Origin of the sequence: Bacillus cereus group sp. MYBK227-1, assembly GCF_051916325.1 — a bacterium.
Classification (GTDB): domain Bacteria; phylum Bacillota; class Bacilli; order Bacillales; family Bacillaceae_G; genus Bacillus_A; species Bacillus_A cereus.
Genome location: NZ_JBQAGK010000005.1, coordinates 341432 through 362262, shown reverse-complemented (window position 1 = coordinate 362262; position 20831 = coordinate 341432). Strand labels below are relative to the sequence as shown.

The following is a 20831-nucleotide window of genomic DNA, read 5'->3' as shown; positions in this document are numbered from 1 at the left end:
CCTTAACGATTTTTATCGCCAAGGGGATTAAAGCCCTTATTTCTTACCGAAATAAGTAACAATCGCAAATCCTAAAATAAAGGTAATGATTGAACTTATAATTGAAAATCCACCAGTCGGAATCCCAGGGAATACAATTACAATCGAACCGATTACAAGTCCAATAATTGCCGCAAATGTCATACTTTTATAACGATCTAATAAAAAACTAATGCCTTTACTACTTACAACAAATCCAACCATAACACCAGCACCGATAACCACGATTAAAGGTAAGTTAAGTGTAGTTAAAGCGTTAATTGCTGTTGGATACACACCAATAATTAATAAAATAAACGATCCACTAATTCCAGGAAGCAGCATGGCCATGCTAGCCATCCATCCTGCGAAAAATAAACCAATTGCATTTAAAATTGTTAACGTCGTAATTGGATCTGCTGCCTTATCTGGTTTAAAGAAAGCTGTAATCGCAACAAGAATTGCTGCAACTATTAATAAAACGATGTGCTTACCTTTAAACGACGACTTTGCATCAGCTTCCCTCATTAACATCGGTAATATACTAATAATTAAACCGAGGAAGAAAAATTGAGTCGGTTCATAATGATTTGCAAGTAAATATTTAATAACGTGACTTAACGTTAAAAATGCCGCTGCCACACCAGCTGCAAGTGGAATTAAAAATCCTAAATGTTTTTTCCATTCACGACTAAAGAATCCACTAATTGCCGCAAGCAATTGTTCATAAATCCCTAACACAACAGCGATTGTACCGCCGCTCACACCAGGAATTAAATCACTAACGCCCATACAAAATCCACGATATATATTACGCCATTCCATACTGAATAAATTCCTCATTTCTTATAGTGATTTTTCCGTAAAGTCCAGTATATCAATAAGCAAGCTTATAATCCTTATATTTTTTGACAAAACTTTGACATTTTCACACAAAAAAAGAAGAAAGCTCCTGTCGGTAGCTTTCTTCTCACAAGGTATATTATCCCTTATTTTTCTGATACAGTTTTTAATTCCTCTAATAATTCTTCTACGTAATGTTGTGCACTTTGCGCTGCAATACTACCGTCACCTGTTGCAGTTACAATTTGACGAAGCATTTTTTCACGAACATCACCAGCTGCGAAAATACCAGGATTTTTCGTTTCCATACGCTCGTTCGTTTCAAGGTAACCATTTTCATTTGTAATACCTAGTTCAACAAATGGTTTTGATAAAGGTAACATACCGATGTATACGAATACGCCGTCAGTTTTGACTTCTTTCTCTTCTCCACTATTTACGTCCACAAGTGTTACACTTCCTACTTTACCACTTGCTTCGTTGATTTCTTTTATCGTGTGGTTCCAAATGAAATCTACTTTTTCGTTTTGGAAAGCACGGTCTTGTAAAATTTTCTGTGCACGAAGCGTGTCACGACGGTGAACGATCGTTACTTTTGATGCGAAGCGCGTTAAGAACACACCCTCTTCAACAGCAGAATCTCCGCCGCCAATTACGATAAGTTCTTTTCCTTTAAAGAATGCTCCGTCACATACTGCACAATATGATACACCGCGGCCGCCAAGTTCTGTTTCACCCGGTACACCAATTTTTTTATACTCTGCACCGCTTGCAACGATAATTGCACGTGCTTTATATTCTTTTTTACCAGCAATAATTGTTTTGTATTCCTTACCATCGATGACTTCTTTCACATCACCGTATGCATATTCAGCACCAAATTTCTTCGCATGCTCGAACATTTTATTTGATAAATCTGGTCCTAAAATAGACTCATAACCTGGGTAGTTTTCTACATCTTCCGTGTTTGCCATTTGGCCACCTGGAATACCACGCTCAAGCATTAATGTGCTTAAATTTGCACGAGATGTATATACTGCAGCTGTCATACCAGCTGGTCCTGCACCAATAATAACGACATCATAAATTTTTTCTTCTGACACACTATTCACTCCTATCCATTCCTACACAATTAAGTTACCCTCATTATACTGTTAGCATCATTTTTTTCCCAATGATTTGCTTATCTTATGTGTGCGTACGCTTAACAGCTTGCACATACTTTCGGACAGTCGCTACAGATACATTATATACATCTCCAAGCTCCGACTGTGTCATTTTATTTCCTTGTTCGCCGCGTACAATGTATTCAATCGCAGCTGACCAGCCGTACACATTTGTAAATATGTCTCCAGATGTATATAAACGTATGAACGTACAAAACCAAAAGTGTAAACACTCTTCAATTAATTCATCATCTTTTTTCGTATAATTGTATAATGCATCCGCGATTCTCGCGCACTGCTCAAATTGCTGTAAATCAGCTGGAATACTCTTATGACTATTAAGTAAAAAGAAGTACTTTGCAAGTTGTGATACGATGGGAACACCGTTCTTCGCTTGCGTTATATCAAAGAAGAATCCCACCTTCTCCGGCGTTGACAATTCATTCATTAAATATAAAGCTAGCATTTGTTCTTCTAGCGTCGCACTTTGCTGAAATGATTTTCGTAATTCTTCAAATAACACGTTTTGTCCTTCATCTGTTAAATTCAGCGCATTCCACGGTTCTTTTCCCTTTTTATCAGGATGCAATTCCACGACATATTGCCACATTTTTTCAGCTAGTTGCTGATCTTTCACCATATAAGCAGAATATGCAAACCAATAATAAAAACTAACGTCTCCCTCATATCCTTGACGCTTTAATAGTTTGAACCATTTATATGCATGCTCGAAATAACCAATTGTTGCAAGTGTAGTTCCCAGTTTCAAACGATGTTCAAATGAAATTGGATATACTGAAACTAGCTGTCCCGCTAATGCTTCTACTTGTTTATGCTCTCCAATTGAATATAGAAAAATAAGTGTATTACAAAGCGCATGTATATTACCAGGATTTTTCTCTAAAATCATTTCTGTTAACTTCAGCGCTTTGTCTACATTACCCGATTGAAAATGTGCAATGGCTAAATTATTATGACCTGACCAAAATTCCGGATAATCTTTCGTAACAATTTCTAATGTAGCAATTGCTTCTTCTAATTGTCCATTACGAATATAACGATTCGCTTCTTCCTGCATAACAATTAAATCATCTTCATCTTCAATCTCTTCCGCACCCATTGCTTCTTCTTCCATAATCTCTAGAAGTTCTAATGTATCTTCTACGAATTCCTTCTCTTTTGCAACTTCTAAATAGCGATCCGCATATTTCTTCGCCTGTTGAAATAACCCCATATATGCATAATTATTTGCAATAAAATAATAGCACTGTTCAAGTTCAGGATTAGATCTAACTAACTTTAAGAAGGTTTGATTCGACTCTTGATATTCACCAGCCTCAGATAATACTGTTGCTAATTGACATAAAATAAACGGCTCCTTCTCACTTTGTGCCGCTCTTCGAAAATATTTAATTGCATCTTGCAATTTTTGTCCTTTGTAAGCTCTCATCCCTTTTTTATAAAAGAAGTCCGCTAATTGATTAAAAGAGATAACTTGTCCGTTCTCCTTATATATCCTTTGATTTTTCCCCATATATCCTCCAGTTTTTTGTTTTCTTCGTTCACACATTCTTCTATCTATAAGTATAAACGATTCCGTAAAAAACAAAACAGTATATTATACTCAATTATTTCCTTTTTATTCATAAAAAAAGAGGAGAAATGTTACATTTTCACCATGAACCTTCTCTGGCGGTCATTTGCTCTTTCGTATAAATAATACGCATTGGATTTCCACCTACGAAAGCACCGCTCGGTACATCTCTATGAACAAGTGTGCCAGCTGAAACAGTCGCACCGTCTCCAATTTTCACACCTGGTAATATTGTTACATTCGCTCCAATCATCACTTCATTTCCAATGACGATTTCTCCAAGTCGATATTCACGAATTAAATATTCATGTGCTAAAAGCGTTGTGTTATAGCCAATAATCGAATTCTCTCCCACAGTTATCTTTTCTGGGAACATAATATCCGGCATTACCATAAGCGCAAATGATGTTTTCTTTCCTACTTTCATCCGTAAAAAAGTGCGGTACAACCAATTCTTCACAGATAAAAATGGCGTGTAACGTGCAATTTGGATAATAATAAAGTTTTTCATTACCTTCCAAAAAGACACTGTTTTATACACATTCCATAATGAATTTTCTCCTGAAACAGGATAGCGCGTTGTCCGTCGCACTTAGCTCGCTCCTCTACTAACTTACTTGGACCTTTATGAACGGTTCATATTAGACAAAATCGGTAGCAAATCACTCATTTTATCTAGCATAAAGTCCGGCTTGTAAGCCTCTAAATACGCTCTACCTTTCAACGTCCATGAAACCGCAGCTGTTTTCGTCCCCGCATTTTGACCACCGACAATATCATGATGATTATCCCCAACCATCAATGCTTCTTCTGGTTTTGCATCTAATAATTCAAGCGCTTTTTGAAGTGGCTCTGGATGTGGTTTCACATGCTCTACATCATCAATTGTCACGACAACATCAAAAAATTCATCAAGCTTTGACAACTGTAATCCCATCTCAACGGTTTGTCTCGCTTTCGTTGTAACAATACCAACTTTATAACCTTGCTTCTTCAACTCTCGAACTGTTTCATATACAGTTTCATATTCTTCTACTAATTCATCATGATGATCATGGTTAAATTCGCGATAACTTGTAATCATCTCTTCAACCTTACTTTCATCAATCTTACTGAAAGTATCATGCAAAGATGGACCGATAAATGGCAATACATCTTCACGCTTATATTGATTTGGATAATATGTATTTAAAGTATGTAAAAAAGAAGAAATAATAAGTTCGTTTGTATTAATTAAAGTTCCATCTAAATCAAATAAAACTGTATTTATTCTCATCGCCTTAGTCCTTTCGCCTTCCTGAATATGAAAGAAGCAGCATCTTATAATAAGATGCTACTTGTCTCTAATTTTCTAAATATCTTTTATCAGCTTGCCCCATTTTTCGTCTCACAATAATGAAAATAATAGAAATAACAACAAGTCCAATTGACATTACTTGTGCAATACGAAGTGGTCCTAGCATTAAACTATCTGTACGTAAGCCTTCTACGAAGAAGCGTCCTACTGAATACCAAATTAAATATGTGAAGAATAACTCCCCGCGACGTAAATTCACTTTTCTTAATGCAAGTAGTAAAATTACGCCTGCAAAATTCCATAATGATTCATATAAAAACGTCGGATGATAGTACACACCCTCAATATACATTTGATTAATAATAAAATCCGGTAAATGAAGACCTTCTAAAAACTGTCTCGTTACTTCATCACCATGCGCCTCTTGGTTCATAAAGTTTCCCCATCGGCCAATTGCTTGTCCTAGTAAAATACTTGGTGCAGCAATATCAGCCAACTTCCAGAAAGAAAGTCCGCGTCGTTTCGCAAAAAGAACACCTGTAATAACAGCCCCGATTAAACCACCATGAATCGCCAAACCACCTTGACGAATATTAATAATTTGACTCGGATTTTGTGCGTAATATTCCCATTCAAAAATAACATAGTACATTCTCGCAAAAAGAATAGCGATCGGTACTGCAATTAATACAAGGTCAACAAATGTATCTTTTGGAATACCTAGCCTTTCTCCCTCGCGAGTTGCCAGCCAAAGACCTAATAGCACACCTGTACCGATAATAATCCCGTACCAATACACAGGAAACGGCCCAAGTTGGATAGCTACACGGTCAAGCTGTGGTACAGAAGCTAACAGCATATGTATATGACCTCCCTCTCCAAAGTTTACTCCTGATTTCCTAACTCAATTGCACTCATTAATCGTTCAGAGAACTGCTGTGCTGCATTGACTCCCATACGTTTTAAACGGAAGTTCATCGCTGCTACTTCAATAATAACAGCCAAGTTTCGACCAGGACGAACTGGAAGTGTAATCTTCGTAAGCTCTGTATCAATAATTTTCATCTTCTCTTCATCAAGACCTAAGCGATCGTAATTTTTCTTTTGATCCCAAATTTCAAGATTAATAACAAGTGTAATACGCTTATAATTTCGTACTGCCCCTGCACCGAATAACGTCATAACGTTAATAATACCTAGACCACGAATTTCTAATAAATGCTCGATTAAATCTGGTGAGCTTCCGACTAACATGTCTTCATCTTCTTGACGAATTTCTACACTATCATCCGCAACAAGACGGTGACCACGCTTTACAAGCTCAAGAGCTGTCTCACTTTTACCAACACCACTTTGACCTGTAATTAAAACACCAACACCGTAAATATCTACTAACACACCATGAACAGCAGTTGTTGGTGCTAACTTACCTTCTAAATAGTTTGTTAAACGACTTGATAATCTAGTTGTCGTTTGAGAAGAACGTAATAAAGGCATACCTGATTCACGTGATGCTTGTAATAACTCATCTGGTACATCTTGATTACGAGTTACAATAATACATGGCGTCTCCTCAGTACAAAGCGCTTTCATTCTCTCTTGTTTTTGCTCTGACGTTAACGTGTCAAAGAACGTAAGCTCCGTCTTTCCAAGAAGCTGCACACGATCTGCTGGATAATATGTAAAAAATCCTGCCATTTCAATTCCAGGTCGTGATAAATCACTTGTATCAATCGGACGATGAATGCCTTCTTCACCACTGATTAACTCCAATTGAAATTGTTCAATTAAATCTTTTGTCCTTACTTTCGGCATATGTATAAACCTCCACTCCGCTGCGGGTTCAGTCTCGTTTGATGTAAAATTCCATTCTATCGGATATTGTACCATTTTTTTCTGGAAACAAGAAATACGGTTTCTAATAAATAGAAAAAAACATTTCATACGAATAATGAAATGTTTTTCTTTTTGTCACTTTCTCTTTTTTTCATATAGAGGTTCAACAATTGCCTTTTCAATTATCATATTAAAAATTGAAATACAAATTGCCGCAACAATCGCTACACCAAATCCTGATATATTAAAAGCATCTCCTAATAATGAATCTGCTATTTTTAACGTAATCGCATTAATAACAATTAAGAAGAAGCCGAAAGTTACAACAGTAATTGGTAGCGTAATTAAAATTAAAAATGGCTTTACGAACACATTTAAAACCGCCAATATAATACTCGCAATAATTGCAGTTTGTATATTTGCTACGTAAAATGCATCTGGTGCAATCCCTTTTAAAAGTCCCGATACAGCGATTAACACAACGCTATTTACAAGAAGTGATACAATCCATCTCATTTCGTCACACATCCTTTTAAACATATATATTTCATCATACGCTAATAGATAATAAACGCAAGTATGATACAAACACTTATATCAACTTATTCTACCTTTCATGCTTGTATACCTACTAACATGCTTACCAGTTTTTCCTCGTAAAATAAAAACCGAGCGTCATTTCCACTCGGTTTTCATCAATAAACTTATTGCGATAACTCTACTTCTTTTATTTTCTCTTTCATTCTTGCTTTATCACGATTTAAAATCTCTTTTAAATACTTACCTGTGTATGAGCGTTCTTCTTTCACTACTTGCTCTGGCGTTCCTGAAGCAACGATTTGTCCACCTTTATCTCCGCCCTCTGGTCCAAGGTCAACGATATAATCAGCTGTTTTAATTACATCTAAATTATGTTCAATTACAAGTACCGTCTCACCGCTCTCAACAAGACGTTGCAGCACTTCTAGAAGACGTGCAATATCATGCGCATGCAAACCAGTCGTTGGCTCATCTAAAATGTATAACGTACGACCTGTAGAACGACGGTGTAATTCAGAAGCTAATTTCACACGCTGTGCTTCCCCACCAGATAACGTTGTTGCTGGTTGACCTAATTTCATATAACCAAGCCCAACATCTACAAGCGTTTGAAGTTTACGCTTAATTTTAGGAATATTGGCGAAGAATTCTACTCCATCTTCAATTGTCATCCCTAACACTTCAGAAATATTCTTATCTTTATATTTCACTTCTAACGTTTCACGATTATATCGTTTACCGTGACAAACTTCACACGGAACATACACATCTGGTAGGAAATGCATTTCAATTTTAATAATTCCATCACCACGGCACGCTTCACAACGGCCACCTTTTACGTTAAAGCTGAAACGTCCTTTTTGATATCCGCGCACTTTCGCTTCATTCGTTTGGGCAAACACATCACGAATATCATCGAATACACCTGTATACGTTGCTGGATTTGAACGTGGTGTACGTCCGATTGGCGATTGATCAATATCGATTACTTTATCTAAATGCTCAAGACCTTTAATCTCTTTATGAGTACCTGGCTTTGCTTTCGCTTTATATAACTTTTGTGCTAACGATTTATATAATACTTCATTAATCATCGTACTTTTACCAGAACCAGATACACCCGTTACCGCTACAAACGTACCAAGCGGGAATGACATTTTCGCGTTCTTTAAATTATTCTCTTTTGCACCGACAATCTCTACTTTACGTCCATCACCTTTACGTCTTTCAAGTGGAACTGGAATAAACTCTTTACCACTTAAATACTTCCCTGTTAATGAATTCTCATCTTGCATAACTTCAGCCGGTGTCCCCGCTGAAACGACCTGTCCACCGTGAATACCTGCACCAGGCCCTATATCAAGTAAATAGTCAGCAGCCATCATCGTATCTTCATCATGTTCAACAACGATTAACGTATTACCTAAATCGCGCATTTCTTGCAATGTACGAATAAGACGATCGTTATCACGCTGGTGTAAACCAATTGAAGGCTCATCAAGAATATAAAGTACGCCAGTTAGACGAGAACCAATTTGCGTCGCTAAACGAATACGCTGCGCCTCACCACCTGATAAAGTTCCTGCGGCACGACTTAACGTTAAATAATCTAAACCAACGTTCACTAAGAACCCAACGCGCTCCTGAATTTCTCTTAAAATTAAATGAGCTATTTTTTGTTGCTTCTCCGTTAGCTCTACATTCGAGAAGAATTCTTGTACTTCTTGAACTGAATACTTCGTTACGTCAGCAATCGTTTTATTGCCAACAAATACAGCTAAACTCTCAGGCTTTAAGCGTCCACCTTTACACTTTGGACAAGCTTGTTCTGCCATATACTTTTCCATTTGCTCACGAATGTAATCGGAACTCGTTTCGCGATAACGACGTTCAATGTTTGGAATAACACCTTCAAATAAAATCTCATTTTCCTTTACTTGACCAAATTCATTTACATAGCGGAAATAAACTTTCTCTTCCCCGCTTCCGTACAACACTTTATCAAATAAATCTTTCGGTATATCTTTCACAGGCATATCCATATCAACGCCGTAGTGATTACATACAGATTGTAAAAGTTGTGGATAGTATTGTGAACTTGTCGGTTCCCAAGGTGCAATCGCATGTTGATTTAATGATAAATCCCAGTTCGGGATAACAAGCTCTAAATCTACCTCTAGCTTTGAACCAAGTCCATCACAAGAAGGACATGCTCCGAACGGACTATTGAATGAGAACATACGCGGCTCTAATTCTCCAATTGAAAAACCACAATGCGGACAAGCGTGATGTTCACTAAACAGAAGTTCCTCTTCTCCCATAACATCGATTAACACTCGTCCCCCGCCAAGCTTTAATGCACTTTCAAGTGAATCAGCAAGACGGCTTGCGATCCCTTCTTTTACAACAATACGGTCAATTACAACTTCAATGGAATGCTTCTTGTTTTTATCTAACGCAATATCTTCAGATACATCAAGCATTTCACCGTCAACGCGAACACGAACATATCCTTGCTTCTTAATATCTTCAAGTACTTTTACATGCGCACCTTTACGCCCAGAAACGATAGGCGCTAACACTTGTAATTTCGTACGTTCAGGATATTCAAGAACACGGTCTACCATCTGCTCTACCGTTTGTGACGTAATTTCAATGCCATGATTCGGACAAATTGGCGTACCAATTCGTGCAAATAATAAACGTAAGTAATCATAAATCTCCGTTACCGTTCCGACAGTTGAACGTGGGTTACGACTCGTCGTTTTTTGATCGATTGAAATTGCTGGTGACAATCCTTCAATCGTGTCCACATCCGGCTTATCCATTTGTCCTAAAAACTGGCGCGCATACGCAGATAACGATTCTACGTATCTGCGCTGCCCTTCTGCATAAATCGTATCAAATGCTAATGATGATTTCCCCGAACCAGACAATCCCGTTACAACGACAAGCTGATTTCTCGGAATGGTTACATCAATATTTTTTAAGTTATGTGCTCTAGCACCTTTTACAACGATAAAATCCTTGCTCTTACTCACTTTTTTCACCCTTCCGCTTTTAATTCTAATAGTAAATCTCTTAGTTCAGCTGCACGCTCGAAGTCTAACGCTTTTGCTGCTTCTTTCATCTCTGCTTCCATCTTCGCAATTGTCTTTTCGCGCTCTTTTTTCGTCATTTTCTTAGCAGGAGTTGCTTCGTATGTTTCTGTCTCTTCAGCAGCTGTCGTTGCACGGATAACATCACGAACGCCTTTTTGAATCGTTTTCGGCGTAATACCATGCTCTTCATTGTAAGCTTCTTGTATACTACGACGACGCTTCGTTTCTTCAATCGCAATTCCCATAGATTTCGTTATACGATCTGCATACATAATAACGCGGCCGTTTTCATTACGCGCGGCACGACCGATTGTTTGAATTAATGAACGTTCTGAACGCAAGAACCCTTCCTTATCAGCATCTAAAATAGCTACAAGTGATACTTCCGGAATATCTAATCCTTCTCGCAATAAGTTAATGCCGACAAGTACATCAAATTTACCGAGGCGAAGATCGCGGATAATTTCAATACGTTCTAACGTTTTAATTTCAGAGTGAAGATAGTTAACTTTAATTCCTACATCTTTTAAGTAATCCGTTAAATCCTCTGACATTTTCTTCGTTAAAGTCGTAATTAATACACGTTCATTTTTTGCAATACGATCTTGAATCTCTCCTAATAAATCGTCAATTTGCCCTTCAATTGGTCGTATATCAATTGGTGGATCTAAAAGCCCTGTTGGACGAATAATTTGTTCTATTACTTCTGGCGACTGCTCTAACTCATACGGTCCTGGCGTTGCTGAAACATAAATAACTTGATTCGTTTTCTCTTCAAACTCATCGAATGTGAGCGGTCTATTATCTAAAGCTGACGGCAGACGGAATCCATGATCCACAAGCACTTGCTTACGCGCTTGGTCCCCGTTATACATCGCTCTTACTTGCGGTACTGATACGTGCGATTCATCCATAACGATTAAGAAATCTTTCGGGAAATAGTCTAATAGCGTATACGGCGTTGCCCCCGCTGGACGAAGTGTTAAATGACGGGAGTAGTTTTCAATACCTGAACAAAATCCCATCTCGCGCATCATTTCTAAATCATAACGTGTACGCTGTTCTATACGCTGCGCTTCTAACAACTTGCCGTTATCATTTAATTCCTTTAAACGCTCTTCTAATTCTTTTTCGATATTTTCAATAGCGACCTTCATCTTTTCTTCACGTGTAACGAAGTGAGATGCTGGGAAGATTGCTACATGATCACGTTCTGCTAATACTTCACCTGTTAACGCATTTACTTCACGAATACGATCGATTTCATCACCGAAAAATTCGATTCGAATACAATGCTCATCAAGTGATGCCGGGAAGATTTCAACTACATCTCCTCGCACACGGAATGTACCACGCTTGAAATCAATATCATTACGTCCATACTGTACATCAACAAGTTCACGAAGCAATTGATTACGGTCTTTTTCCATACCAACTCGAAGCGAAACAACTAGCTCGCGGTATTCTTCTGGAGAACCTAAGCCATATATACAAGAAACACTCGCAACAATAATTACATCGTCCCGTTCAAATAATGCAGACGTTGCCGAGTGACGCAATTTATCAATTTCATCATTAACCTGCGCATCTTTTTCAATAAACGTATCTGTTTGTGGTACATACGCTTCTGGCTGATAATAATCGTAGTAACTAACAAAATATTCAACTGCATTATTCGGGAAAAAGTCTTTCAACTCACTATATAACTGCCCTGCTAACGTTTTATTATGAGCCATAACAAGTGTTGGCTTTTGCACTTCTTTAATGACATTTGAAATCGTAAATGTCTTACCCGTTCCTGTTGCTCCAAGCAACACTTGCTTTTTCTTTCCACTATTAATTCCCTCTACAAGCTTCTCTATAGCTACCGGCTGATCACCTTGCGGGGAATACGCTGAGACAATTTCAAATTGACGTTCCAAAAAAATCCGACCTCCTCATAAAAAATCTGTATTATTATTTTACCACGAATACCTATAAAAAACCTAAAAAAACGAACAGATATTCGGTAAAGTTTTCGACAATATACACATAGAAAAAGGAAGGAGTAAATACTTCCTTCCTCTACTAACTCTATTTTTTTGATACATATAATAAGTCATATCCATTGCGTCCATCTTCATTCGTACAATCTGTTAACCGATAAGTACTTTCTGATTCGCGCTGCTCTTTAACAATACTTTTGCAACTATCTTTATGTAATCCTTTATGGTCACCAGCAAACTTGTCTTGTCTACTATCTAACACATAAAGGATATCTTTCCCACTATGCTCTAACGTTTGAAAAACCGGGTCACCTTCATCGGTATACTGTACAATTCTTATTTTATCAACTTCCCCTTGATCAACGTTCATAACGAACTGTTCGAATTTATCTAGATTGGAAGTTCCTACTCCCTTTACAATGACATCATTCTTCTTATCAATTGTAGTGCTAGATGGTGAACATGCTACTAAACTAAAGAGAAATAGACATATACAGCTGATTCTTTTTTCTATTGTCATCCTCTCCTATAAAAATTATTTGTATACCAGAAAAGCTACTTTCAACTATGAAAGTAGCTTTTCTTTTCCTTTCTCCTTCTTCGGAAAAATCACATATGAAAATGAAATTGCTGTATCAACTAAAAATACAATCGCCCACACTTGGCTCACGCGACTTGCAGCTTTATTTAAAACGATTCCCGATTCTAACCAATTACCCCATTGTTCAAATGGAATAAATCCATACGCGAAGAAAAAGAATATGTGCACACCAACGAATAAAACAAGATGTAATACCCAATTTTTTATTTCCTGCTTTGCATAGGCCATGCCTGTTAATTCTACCTGTTCTTCAATAATAGGCGCCGGTTCATTACGCCATTTCGCAACTGATTTTTGTGCAAATATATCAAGCTTCTTCAAATCCTTTTTCCCGTAGAAAACTGCATACAATAAAATAATTACAGTAATAATTTGAAAGTTAGAGAACTTTCCTGTTTGATAATAGTCCACTACTCCTAAAGTTAAAATAAACACTTCATTTACGAGGAGTACAATTCCCATAATAAAACTCGCCTTTTTCAAACGGAATCCGTAGCGAAGTAAAAAGAAACCGATAGCTGATAACCAAAATACAATTTCTGCCCCAATTAAAAAATACCAACGATATTCTGCGAGTATGCTCATTTATCCTTCTCCCTTTCATCATAAATACGAAAAGCCTCATCCATATACAATAAAAGTTCTTCTTCAATTGGATACATGCTCATTTTCTGTGAATCTTCCTTCGATTTTCTAACTTCCCATAACTTATCTAAAAACGCTTCATCACCATTGGCCATTTCTAAACACTTCTGCATTAATCTCTTCATTGCCCCTTGTACCTCATCACTAGCAGCTTCTTTACCGTCTTTCATAAAAGTGCGTAATTGCTTTAATAAATCTACCCACTCTAAAACATTCGGATCTTCCTTACTCATGTTTGGTAAATTATGAAGCAATTTTTGTTCTTCCTTTGAAAATACTTCATTTTGAAATATTTCACGTATACGAGAAGACTGCTTCGAAAGCTGAATCAGTTCAAACATAACTTTCCAATCGAGTTCTCCCTCCACATCTACCGAATAAACAACTGCTTGTAAAACACTCTCCATTCGATTAAATTTCTTTTGTTCTTCCTGTACAAACCGAAGTTGTTTTTCAAGCGAATTTTTTAAATCCAGCTCACCTTTTACTAACATATTCGCAGTTTCTTTTAATGAAAATCCCATTTCTTTTAAAAATAAAATTTGTTGCAAACGAATAACGTCATTTTCACTATATAACCGATGTCCACCCTCTGTTTTTCCGCTCGGCTTTAATAAATCTATTTGATCATAATAACGTAGTGTACGTACTGTAACCCCTGTTTCTCTCGTCAATTCTTGTATTGAAATCACTACCATCACCTCTTCCCTTTCATTATAAAAGATGACGTTACGTAACTTTCAAGCTTTTTGTAAAAAAAATACAAAAGGCTGTTTATACAAAATGTATAAACAGCTTTTATGGAAATAACCCCTTTTGTATGGCGCGCCCACAAAATAAAATAAGTGCTCCAACAACAACACTCGTTGCCGTTTTATGATAATGGGCTAATAATAATAAATAATACGATAAACCTACAGTACCAATCATAATACAAATACTCGGCACTGGATTACGAGAAAAGTTTTGCATTCCCCAAAGAAGCGAAAATATAGCTGTAGCGACACATAACACCGGTAATCCCATCCCAGTTCCCCTTTTTCTATCTATTATTCCTTGTTGCTAACACACTCGTTGATGCGATACTAATTAATACACCAAAAATAGCAATATATAATAGCTCAGTTACATGTACTGCTTGCCTATCTAAATACTTATTTACACAAAGATACATAATAAACAAGAAAACGAAGCTTGTAATACAAATCATAAAATATGACTTCATCTTGTTCACAACTCGCTCATCAATTGATGGTACTCCCTCTTCTTTCAAACGCTTCTGCTCTTTATATTCCGAAATTCCATATAAAATGACTAGCGCTACATTTGATATAAAAATAGTTCCCCACGAAATACTTAAAATCATTAAACTCGTATTTAAAAGAATTCCTGCTACAAGCAAACTCCCTACGAATCTCATGACCTCTCTCTTACTCATACATGATTAGCCTCTTTTCGATTTCTATATTTCCACTTCGGCCAATAGTTCACAAGAAAATACACCCACTGCCCTAGTACAAATAAAACAAACGGCATACCAGCATTTCCATCAACAATTAAATTATATAAACTCCATATCGCTAAACTAATCGTAAAAAATAACCCTACATATTTAAACGCTTTATCTGACTGAAATCTCTCAAACTCATCCTGCATTTTTTATTCCCCCTATCGCTATGCTCGTTTTCCTACCATTTCTCTCCCCTTACTCCAGCGTAAAGATTTCCTCCACCTTCACCCCAAAATATTGGGCAATTTTTAAAGATAACTCTAGACTCGGATTGTAATGATGATTTTCAATCGCCACTATCGTCTGCCGCGTCACCTGCATCGCCTTTGCCATTTCAACTTGTGTTATATGATTTTGCTTTCTTAACTCTTTTATTTTATTTTTCACACCCATAGGATCCACCTTCAAAAGTAAAGATATCTTTACTTAAATTATAAATATTTTCCAGTTATAAGTAAAGATATCTTTACAAATTTTAGAAAAATGGTTCATTGAACATCTACTCTAACAAAGTACAAGAGTAATTCAATTTATATCAGCGACTTTCTAAATATATCAGCGCAACTCCATTTATATCGGCGATTTTCCAAATATATCGACATCCGTAGCGCTACTATAATCATAAGAAAAAGCTGTCCCCAAACACCTTCGGGAACAGCTTTCTCCTCTACTACATAAATCCTAACGCATATACAAGAACGTATCCAAGAACCGATAAGCAAACCGAGCCAATCAGCCCCGCCACAAATGCTTTACTTCCTAATTTACGGAACGTTTTAAACTCTACATTTAAACCGAGCCCTGCCATCGCCATTGCGATAAGCATGTAAGCAAGAACAACAATGTATCCCGCAACAACTTCTGGAATAATCCCGAGCGAATGCACTGCACTCATCGCTAAGAACCCGAAAATGAACCATGGTATTGGAAGTTCGCGCCACGATTTCTTTTCTTTGCTACCTTCACTCTTACCAAACCATAGACCAATTAAAATCGCTACTGGCACAAGCATTGCTACGCGCGTTAACTTCACAATAACTGCGATGTCTACAGCAGTACTTCCTCCTGGCGCCGCAGCTGCGATGACATGAGCGATTTCATGAAGCGTCGCACCTGAGAATACACCATAACCGTACGGAGATAAACCAAGCACTGGATATAATAACGTATAAATAAGCGTAAATATGGTACCTAAAATCGCGATGATTGCTGCCCCAACTGCTGTTTCATCGTCCTTCGCTTTGACTTGCGGTGCAATTGCCACGACCGCGGCTGCGCCGCAAATTGCCGTACCGCATGCTGTTAAAATCCCAAGTTTCTTTTCTACTTTAAATACTTTCGTTAGTCCGTATACAACAAAAATAGTAAATGTAATAACAACCGCCGCGATGACCAATACTTTCGGTCCCGCCTTCGCAATATCAACAAGATTTAATCGCATTCCAAGTAAGATGATCCCAAAGCGCAGCAACTTCTTACTCGCAAAGTTCGTTCCTGCTATCGCATCGTGAGGAACTCCAATTGCAGCGCGCCAAACCATCCCAATTAGAATAGCAATTACTAATTGTCCCATAATATTTAAAAATGGAAGCTCTGCTAAATATTTCGCGGCAATTGCGATTAATAATGTAATCCCAATTCCTTGCGAAAATCCAAAACGCTTCTTCTTTTGTATAACAAGTGTTTGTTCCATTTTGAACCACTCCAATAATCGTATTGGAACATGCATGTTCTTTCTACTTACATTATAAGAGAGTTTCTATAATAAGTTTAATACCAATACCAAATCTCTATCATCAGAAATACTTATGATAAGATGATAGAAAAAGAAAGGAGCCCATTATATGAACGTAGACATTTTAAAAATTTTTGTTACTGTCGTTGAACAGAAACACTTCTCCCGTGCAGCAGAATTATTAAACCTTTCACAGCCTGGAGTAAGTATGCATATACGCAACTTAGAAAACGAATTTGGCACTACACTTATTCAACGCTCCCCGAAGCACGTCCAAGTTACTGAAGCTGGAAACATATTATATATACATGCAAAGCAAATGCTCTCTCTTTACGAAGATGCTAAACAAGAAATTAATGAACTACATAACGTTGTAACAGGAACACTTCGCATTGGTGCTAGTTTTACAATTGGCGAATACTTACTTCCAAAAATACTGGCTAACTATGCGAATGAAAATCCACACGTCGAAGTTCATACTTTCATCTCAAATACAGAAGACGTTTTGCAAAGCCTTCGCTCTAATCAAATTGATATCGGCCTAGTGGAAGGACAAGTCGTATACGCCGACGTAGATGTTGAAACATTTATGCAAGATGAAATGAAGCTCGTCGTCCCGCCAAATCATCCATTACTCCGCACAAATGAAATAAATGAAAGTACACTCCAAGATCAAGTATGGGTATTAAGAGAAAGTGGTTCTGGTACACGCGCTTATAGTGACCGCTTTATTCATCAACACCATTTAAAAATGAAACGATTCTTTACATTCAGTAGTATCCAAAGCGTAAAGGAAGCTGTTAGTGCCGGGCTTGGCATCGCTATCCTTTCTGATTGGACTGTACGGAAAGAGCTATTAGCAAAAGAACTATTCCACGTCGAAGTTCCAAATGAACAACTAATCCGTCCGTTTTCCATCGTACGCGGTAAATATTTCATTCCATCTAAAGCCATTCAAGTGTTCTTAAATCATGTAGATTCTTTTGCGAAAAAACAGAGTTGACCCTCACATTAGTGTGAAGGTTTACAATACATGTAGAAGGAGTGAAACGCATTGCGAATTGGAGAATTATCAAAAGAAACTGGCGTTAGTGAAAGATCACTAAGACATTACGAAGAAAAGGGCTTACTCCCTTCTAAGCGCCTTGCAAATGGTTACCGTGATTTTGATGAAAGTGCCATCGAAAAAGTGGAGCTTATTCAAATGTACTTACAAATTGGCTTAAATTTAGAAGAGACGGCAAGGATGCTGCGCTGCCTTGAAATTGAACCGCACCTGTACGACAATCCGTGTAGCAGTATCCTTACGCTTTACGAAGATAAACTCAATGAAGTAACAAAGCAAATCACATTACTTTCCAACATCCAAGCGAATTTGCAAAAACACGTTTCACTCCTAAAACAAGCAAAAGAAAAGGAATGATTACATGTTTGTTATACATGGCAGTTCAAGACAAAACGGAAATACAGAAGCTTTAACACATATGATGATAGAGGACATTGAAACAGAACAAATTTATTTGCGTGATCATACCGTCTATCCTATTACAGACCAACGTCATGATGCAGAAGGATTCCAATCCGTAAATGATGACTATGAGCAGTTAACCAAACGCATGCTAGAGCACGACACGATTATCTTTGCTACACCATTATATTGGTACGGAATGAGTGGACATATGAAAAACTTTGTTGATCGCTGGTCACAAAGCTTGCGCGATACATCTCTTCATTTCAAAGAAAAAATGAAAGGCAAAAAAATGTATGTTGTCATCGTTGGCGGGGATAATCCAAAGCTAAAAGCATTACCGCTTATTGCTCAATTCCAATATATCTTTGATTTTGTTGGTTCTTCATTTGAAGGTTATGTTATTGGAGATGCGAATGGACTGGATGAAATTAAAAACGATGCTGAGGCGCTGGCAAAAGCACAATTGTATAATAATAAATTTAAAAATAGCGAACAGAAATAAGTTTGACAAACCCTTTTGTATGCGCATACAATAAAAGTAATATTATGAAAGGAAGGTACTTTAACCAATGAAGTTCTAATTCTCTTATTTATTTCATCCATCACAAATAGTGAACAAAAATGATGAAAACTAGCAGGGGATTAGTCTGTCCATTTGTCGATACTTTCTTTCGAAACGATCATGTAAAAAATCGTTTATTTATGTACGATTTTTTACATACAAGGGCGACGTTTATCCTCTCTAGTGAAACTAGGGAGGTTTTTTTATGACTATTTTATTCGCACGTAATATCGAAAAGAGCTTTGGTGATTGCACACTATTTACATTACCATCACTGGAAATTCAAGCACAGGATCGCATAGGAATTGTCGGAGTCAACGGAGCTGGTAAATCTACGTTATTGCAAATATTAAGTAAAGAAATAGAAGCTGACAGAGGCATAGTAACTCATCATAGTTCTATCGCCATCATTCCTCAGCTCAGCGAAGAACTACCGGAAACCGCTTCTTCTCTCGCAAAAGGAAAATGGAGTATTTCAAACGTTACCGACGCAATGAGCGGCGGTGAACGAATGCGACTAAAGATTGCGCATGCTCTCGAACAAAATGCAGGCATTTTATTCGCTGATGAACCAACAAGCCACTTAGATATGGTCGGTACAGAGCAATTAGAAAAGGCACTTTCATCTTATAAAGGGGCACTTGTTTTAATATCGCATGACCGTGAATTTCTAGATAATATATGTACCAAAATTATTGAAATTGAAGACGGTATTATTCAAGAGTACAAAGGTAATTATTCAAACTATCGAAAACAAAAAGAACGTGAACGAATACAAAAACAAGCAGAATATGAGCAATATATACAAGAAAAAAATCGTTTAGAACAGTCCATTCTACAAAGAAAGCAACGTGCTTCTAACATGAAAAAAATCCCAACACGGTTCAGTTCATCTGAATCTAGACTTTATAGGTTAAGTGGGGCTCATGGCCAAGAACAGGTTAGTAAAGCAGCGAAAGCATTAGAGACACGTCTCGAAAAACTAGAAAAGAAGGAAAAGCCAAAGTATCTTTCTCAAGCTCAATTTGACGTGCAATACCATACACCCATTCATAGTAAGGTGGCAGTACAATTCAATAAAGCAACAAAGAAAATAGGCGACCGTATACTATTTAAAAATATGAATGGAACTATTGCCCCTGGTGCAAAGCTTGCCGTTTTAGGGGCAAATGGAAGCGGCAAAACCACTTTGTTCAACATGCTTCTCACAAACGAGCGTGGCATGCAGCTATCGAAAAGTTGTAAAATTGGATACTTCGAACAAACATTATCTATTTTAAAAACAGATAAAACCATTTTAGAAAATGTTCTAGAAGAAACAAACTATACAGAAGCATTCGTTCGCACAATACTTGCACGACTTCTATTCCGCCGTGAGGATGTTCATAAACCTGTGCACGTTCTAAGCGGGGGTGAACGAATGAAGGTTGCACTCGCAAAAGTATTTTTGGGAAACTATAATATGCTTCTGCTAGATGAACCGACAAACTATTTAGACTTAGCGACGCAAGAAGAATTAGAAACCATGTTACAAGAATATCCTGGCACAATACTTTTCATTAGCCATGACCGTGCCTTTATTCGCTCTGTTGCAGACCATATTCTACAAGTAGATGAGAGTGAACCAAGAATCTTCCACGGTAATTACGAGCAATACACAAAAAGAACCACCGGAGATTCTGTAAACGTTACTGAGCAAGAATTGTTACGATTACAAACAAAATTAACAGAAGTCATCGGCCGGATTTCCATTCCAAATCATCACGATGACATCACATCTCTCGAACAAGAATACGCAAAATTATTAACTCAAATTCAAAAATGTAAAGAAGCACTCTAATGTCTTCCCTATATATCGACGGGGCATTCCACATTTCCCAAGAAATATTGAATCTTCGACATAGAATACAAAAAGCCGTGCATCAGC

22 protein-coding genes are annotated in these 20831 nt (G+C 37.3%); 4 read left to right on the top strand and 18 right to left on the bottom strand.

Going from position 1 to position 20831, the window contains the following annotated elements; genetic code table 11:
- Positions 1 to 36: 36 nt before the first annotated feature.
- The 18 genes from ACTFRM_RS23090 to ACTFRM_RS23005 form a co-directional block, all read right to left on the bottom strand.
- Positions 37 to 843 (bottom strand): DUF368 domain-containing protein, encoded by an 807-nt coding sequence (locus ACTFRM_RS23090; RefSeq protein WP_000455196.1) that lies wholly within the window; start codon positions 841 to 843, stop codon positions 37 to 39.
- Between the two features lie 164 nt (positions 844 to 1007).
- On the bottom strand, positions 1008 to 1964 hold the full coding sequence (trxB, locus tag ACTFRM_RS23085; RefSeq protein ID WP_440043610.1) for a thioredoxin-disulfide reductase: 957 nt from the start codon (positions 1962 to 1964) through the stop codon (positions 1008 to 1010).
- Between the two features lie 85 nt (positions 1965 to 2049).
- On the bottom strand, positions 2050 to 3561 hold the full coding sequence (locus ACTFRM_RS23080) for a tetratricopeptide repeat protein (RefSeq protein WP_000517742.1): 1512 nt from the start codon (positions 3559 to 3561) through the stop codon (positions 2050 to 2052).
- Between the two features lie 139 nt (positions 3562 to 3700).
- Positions 3701 to 4213 carry an acyltransferase gene (locus ACTFRM_RS23075; protein ID WP_001255070.1) on the bottom strand — a complete coding sequence of 171 codons (513 nt, stop codon included), beginning with the start codon at positions 4211 to 4213 and terminating at the stop codon, positions 3701 to 3703.
- A gap of 33 nt (positions 4214 to 4246) precedes the next feature.
- A complete protein-coding gene (gene ppaX, locus ACTFRM_RS23070) occupies positions 4247 to 4897 on the bottom strand; it encodes a pyrophosphatase PpaX (RefSeq protein ID WP_001222403.1) in 651 nt (216 codons plus the stop codon).
- 67 nt (positions 4898 to 4964) lie between these two features.
- Positions 4965 to 5777 (bottom strand): prolipoprotein diacylglyceryl transferase, encoded by an 813-nt coding sequence (gene lgt, locus ACTFRM_RS23065; RefSeq protein ID WP_000922849.1) that lies wholly within the window; start codon positions 5775 to 5777, stop codon positions 4965 to 4967.
- A 26-nt stretch (positions 5778 to 5803) separates the two neighbouring features.
- Positions 5804 to 6733 carry an HPr(Ser) kinase/phosphatase gene (hprK, locus tag ACTFRM_RS23060; RefSeq protein ID WP_001127250.1) on the bottom strand — a complete coding sequence of 310 codons (930 nt, stop codon included), beginning with the start codon at positions 6731 to 6733 and terminating at the stop codon, positions 5804 to 5806.
- 156 nt (positions 6734 to 6889) lie between these two features.
- Positions 6890 to 7270 (bottom strand): phage holin family protein, encoded by a 381-nt coding sequence (locus ACTFRM_RS23055; RefSeq protein ID WP_001267308.1) that lies wholly within the window; start codon positions 7268 to 7270, stop codon positions 6890 to 6892.
- 188 nt (positions 7271 to 7458) lie between these two features.
- On the bottom strand, positions 7459 to 10335 hold the full coding sequence (gene uvrA, locus ACTFRM_RS23050; RefSeq protein ID WP_086404133.1) for an excinuclease ABC subunit UvrA: 2877 nt from the start codon (positions 10333 to 10335) through the stop codon (positions 7459 to 7461).
- A gap of 5 nt (positions 10336 to 10340) precedes the next feature.
- The gene (gene uvrB, locus ACTFRM_RS23045) at positions 10341 to 12317 is read right to left on the bottom strand and encodes an excinuclease ABC subunit B (RefSeq protein ID WP_075676781.1); all 1977 of its coding nucleotides are present in this window, start codon (positions 12315 to 12317) and stop codon (positions 10341 to 10343) included.
- Between the two features lie 151 nt (positions 12318 to 12468).
- A complete protein-coding gene (locus tag ACTFRM_RS23040; RefSeq protein WP_000151273.1) occupies positions 12469 to 12900 on the bottom strand; it encodes a DUF4362 domain-containing protein in 432 nt (143 codons plus the stop codon).
- Between the two features lie 45 nt (positions 12901 to 12945).
- On the bottom strand, positions 12946 to 13566 hold the full coding sequence (locus tag ACTFRM_RS23035; protein ID WP_000025211.1) for a hypothetical protein: 621 nt from the start codon (positions 13564 to 13566) through the stop codon (positions 12946 to 12948).
- On the bottom strand, positions 13563 to 14324 hold the full coding sequence (locus ACTFRM_RS23030) for a MerR family transcriptional regulator (RefSeq protein ID WP_139019799.1): 762 nt from the start codon (positions 14322 to 14324) through the stop codon (positions 13563 to 13565). Before ACTFRM_RS23030 ends, ACTFRM_RS23035 begins: the two co-directional genes overlap by 4 nt.
- Before the next feature lie 100 nt (positions 14325 to 14424).
- Positions 14425 to 14652: a hypothetical protein gene (locus tag ACTFRM_RS23025; RefSeq protein WP_000524139.1), complete on the bottom strand. Its 228-nt coding sequence runs from the start codon at positions 14650 to 14652 to the stop codon at positions 14425 to 14427.
- Positions 14653 to 14668: 16 nt separating this feature from the next.
- Entirely contained in the window at positions 14669 to 15064 is a 396-nt protein-coding gene (locus ACTFRM_RS23020; RefSeq protein WP_000043992.1) for a hypothetical protein, read from the bottom strand.
- Positions 15061 to 15282 carry a hypothetical protein gene (locus ACTFRM_RS23015; protein WP_001150200.1) on the bottom strand — a complete coding sequence of 74 codons (222 nt, stop codon included), beginning with the start codon at positions 15280 to 15282 and terminating at the stop codon, positions 15061 to 15063. The genes ACTFRM_RS23020 and ACTFRM_RS23015 overlap by 4 nt, the downstream gene beginning before the upstream one ends.
- Before the next feature lie 49 nt (positions 15283 to 15331).
- On the bottom strand, positions 15332 to 15529 hold the full coding sequence (locus ACTFRM_RS23010; protein WP_000538367.1) for a helix-turn-helix transcriptional regulator: 198 nt from the start codon (positions 15527 to 15529) through the stop codon (positions 15332 to 15334).
- A gap of 277 nt (positions 15530 to 15806) precedes the next feature.
- Entirely contained in the window at positions 15807 to 16829 is a 1023-nt protein-coding gene (locus tag ACTFRM_RS23005) for a YeiH family protein (protein WP_000438432.1), read from the bottom strand.
- A gap of 151 nt (positions 16830 to 16980) precedes the next feature.
- Between ACTFRM_RS23005 and ACTFRM_RS23000 the strand changes: the two genes are divergently transcribed.
- The 4 genes from ACTFRM_RS23000 (at position 16981) to abc-f (ending at position 20744) form a co-directional block, all read left to right on the top strand.
- A complete protein-coding gene (locus ACTFRM_RS23000; protein WP_001099987.1) occupies positions 16981 to 17874 on the top strand; it encodes a LysR family transcriptional regulator in 894 nt (297 codons plus the stop codon).
- A gap of 51 nt (positions 17875 to 17925) precedes the next feature.
- Positions 17926 to 18294 carry a MerR family transcriptional regulator gene (locus tag ACTFRM_RS22995; protein ID WP_001219204.1) on the top strand — a complete coding sequence of 123 codons (369 nt, stop codon included), beginning with the start codon at positions 17926 to 17928 and terminating at the stop codon, positions 18292 to 18294.
- Positions 18295 to 18298: 4 nt separating this feature from the next.
- On the top strand, positions 18299 to 18844 hold the full coding sequence (locus ACTFRM_RS22990; protein ID WP_000497611.1) for a flavodoxin family protein: 546 nt from the start codon (positions 18299 to 18301) through the stop codon (positions 18842 to 18844).
- Between the two features lie 265 nt (positions 18845 to 19109).
- Positions 19110 to 20744, top strand: coding sequence for a ribosomal protection-like ABC-F family protein (gene abc-f, locus ACTFRM_RS22985; RefSeq protein WP_440043609.1), 1635 nt, complete (start codon positions 19110 to 19112; stop codon positions 20742 to 20744).
- The last annotated feature ends 87 nt before the right edge of the window (positions 20745 to 20831 follow it).

What these genes read in the sequence shown, in the direction of transcription:
- ACTFRM_RS23090 (WP_000455196.1), bottom strand. Translation starts at nt 843, where the DNA reads ATGGAATGGCGTAATATATATCGTGGATTTTGTATGGGCGTTAGTGAT.
- ACTFRM_RS23080 (WP_000517742.1), bottom strand. Translation starts at nt 3,561, where the DNA reads ATGGGGAAAAATCAAAGGATATATAAGGAGAACGGACAAGTTATCTCT.
- ppaX (WP_001222403.1), bottom strand. Translation starts at nt 4,897, where the DNA reads ATGAGAATAAATACAGTTTTATTTGATTTAGATGGAACTTTAATTAAT.
- lgt (WP_000922849.1), bottom strand. Translation starts at nt 5,777, where the DNA reads ATGCTGTTAGCTTCTGTACCACAGCTTGACCGTGTAGCTATCCAACTT.
- hprK (WP_001127250.1), bottom strand. Translation starts at nt 6,733, where the DNA reads ATGCCGAAAGTAAGGACAAAAGATTTAATTGAACAATTTCAATTGGAG.
- ACTFRM_RS23055 (WP_001267308.1), bottom strand. Translation starts at nt 7,270, where the DNA reads ATGAGATGGATTGTATCACTTCTTGTAAATAGCGTTGTGTTAATCGCT.
- ACTFRM_RS23040 (WP_000151273.1), bottom strand. Translation starts at nt 12,900, where the DNA reads ATGACAATAGAAAAAAGAATCAGCTGTATATGTCTATTTCTCTTTAGT.
- ACTFRM_RS23035 (WP_000025211.1), bottom strand. Translation starts at nt 13,566, where the DNA reads ATGAGCATACTCGCAGAATATCGTTGGTATTTTTTAATTGGGGCAGAA.
- ACTFRM_RS23030 (WP_139019799.1), bottom strand. Translation starts at nt 14,324, where the DNA reads ATGGTAGTGATTTCAATACAAGAATTGACGAGAGAAACAGGGGTTACA.
- ACTFRM_RS23025 (WP_000524139.1), bottom strand. Translation starts at nt 14,652, where the DNA reads ATGGGATTACCGGTGTTATGTGTCGCTACAGCTATATTTTCGCTTCTT.
- ACTFRM_RS23020 (WP_000043992.1), bottom strand. Translation starts at nt 15,064, where the DNA reads ATGAGTAAGAGAGAGGTCATGAGATTCGTAGGGAGTTTGCTTGTAGCA.
- ACTFRM_RS23015 (WP_001150200.1), bottom strand. Translation starts at nt 15,282, where the DNA reads ATGCAGGATGAGTTTGAGAGATTTCAGTCAGATAAAGCGTTTAAATAT.
- ACTFRM_RS23010 (WP_000538367.1), bottom strand. Translation starts at nt 15,529, where the DNA reads ATGGGTGTGAAAAATAAAATAAAAGAGTTAAGAAAGCAAAATCATATA.
- ACTFRM_RS23005 (WP_000438432.1), bottom strand. Translation starts at nt 16,829, where the DNA reads ATGGAACAAACACTTGTTATACAAAAGAAGAAGCGTTTTGGATTTTCG.
- ACTFRM_RS23000 (WP_001099987.1), top strand. Translation starts at nt 16,981, where the DNA reads ATGAACGTAGACATTTTAAAAATTTTTGTTACTGTCGTTGAACAGAAA.
- ACTFRM_RS22990 (WP_000497611.1), top strand. Translation starts at nt 18,299, where the DNA reads ATGTTTGTTATACATGGCAGTTCAAGACAAAACGGAAATACAGAAGCT.
- abc-f (WP_440043609.1), top strand. Translation starts at nt 19,110, where the DNA reads ATGACTATTTTATTCGCACGTAATATCGAAAAGAGCTTTGGTGATTGC.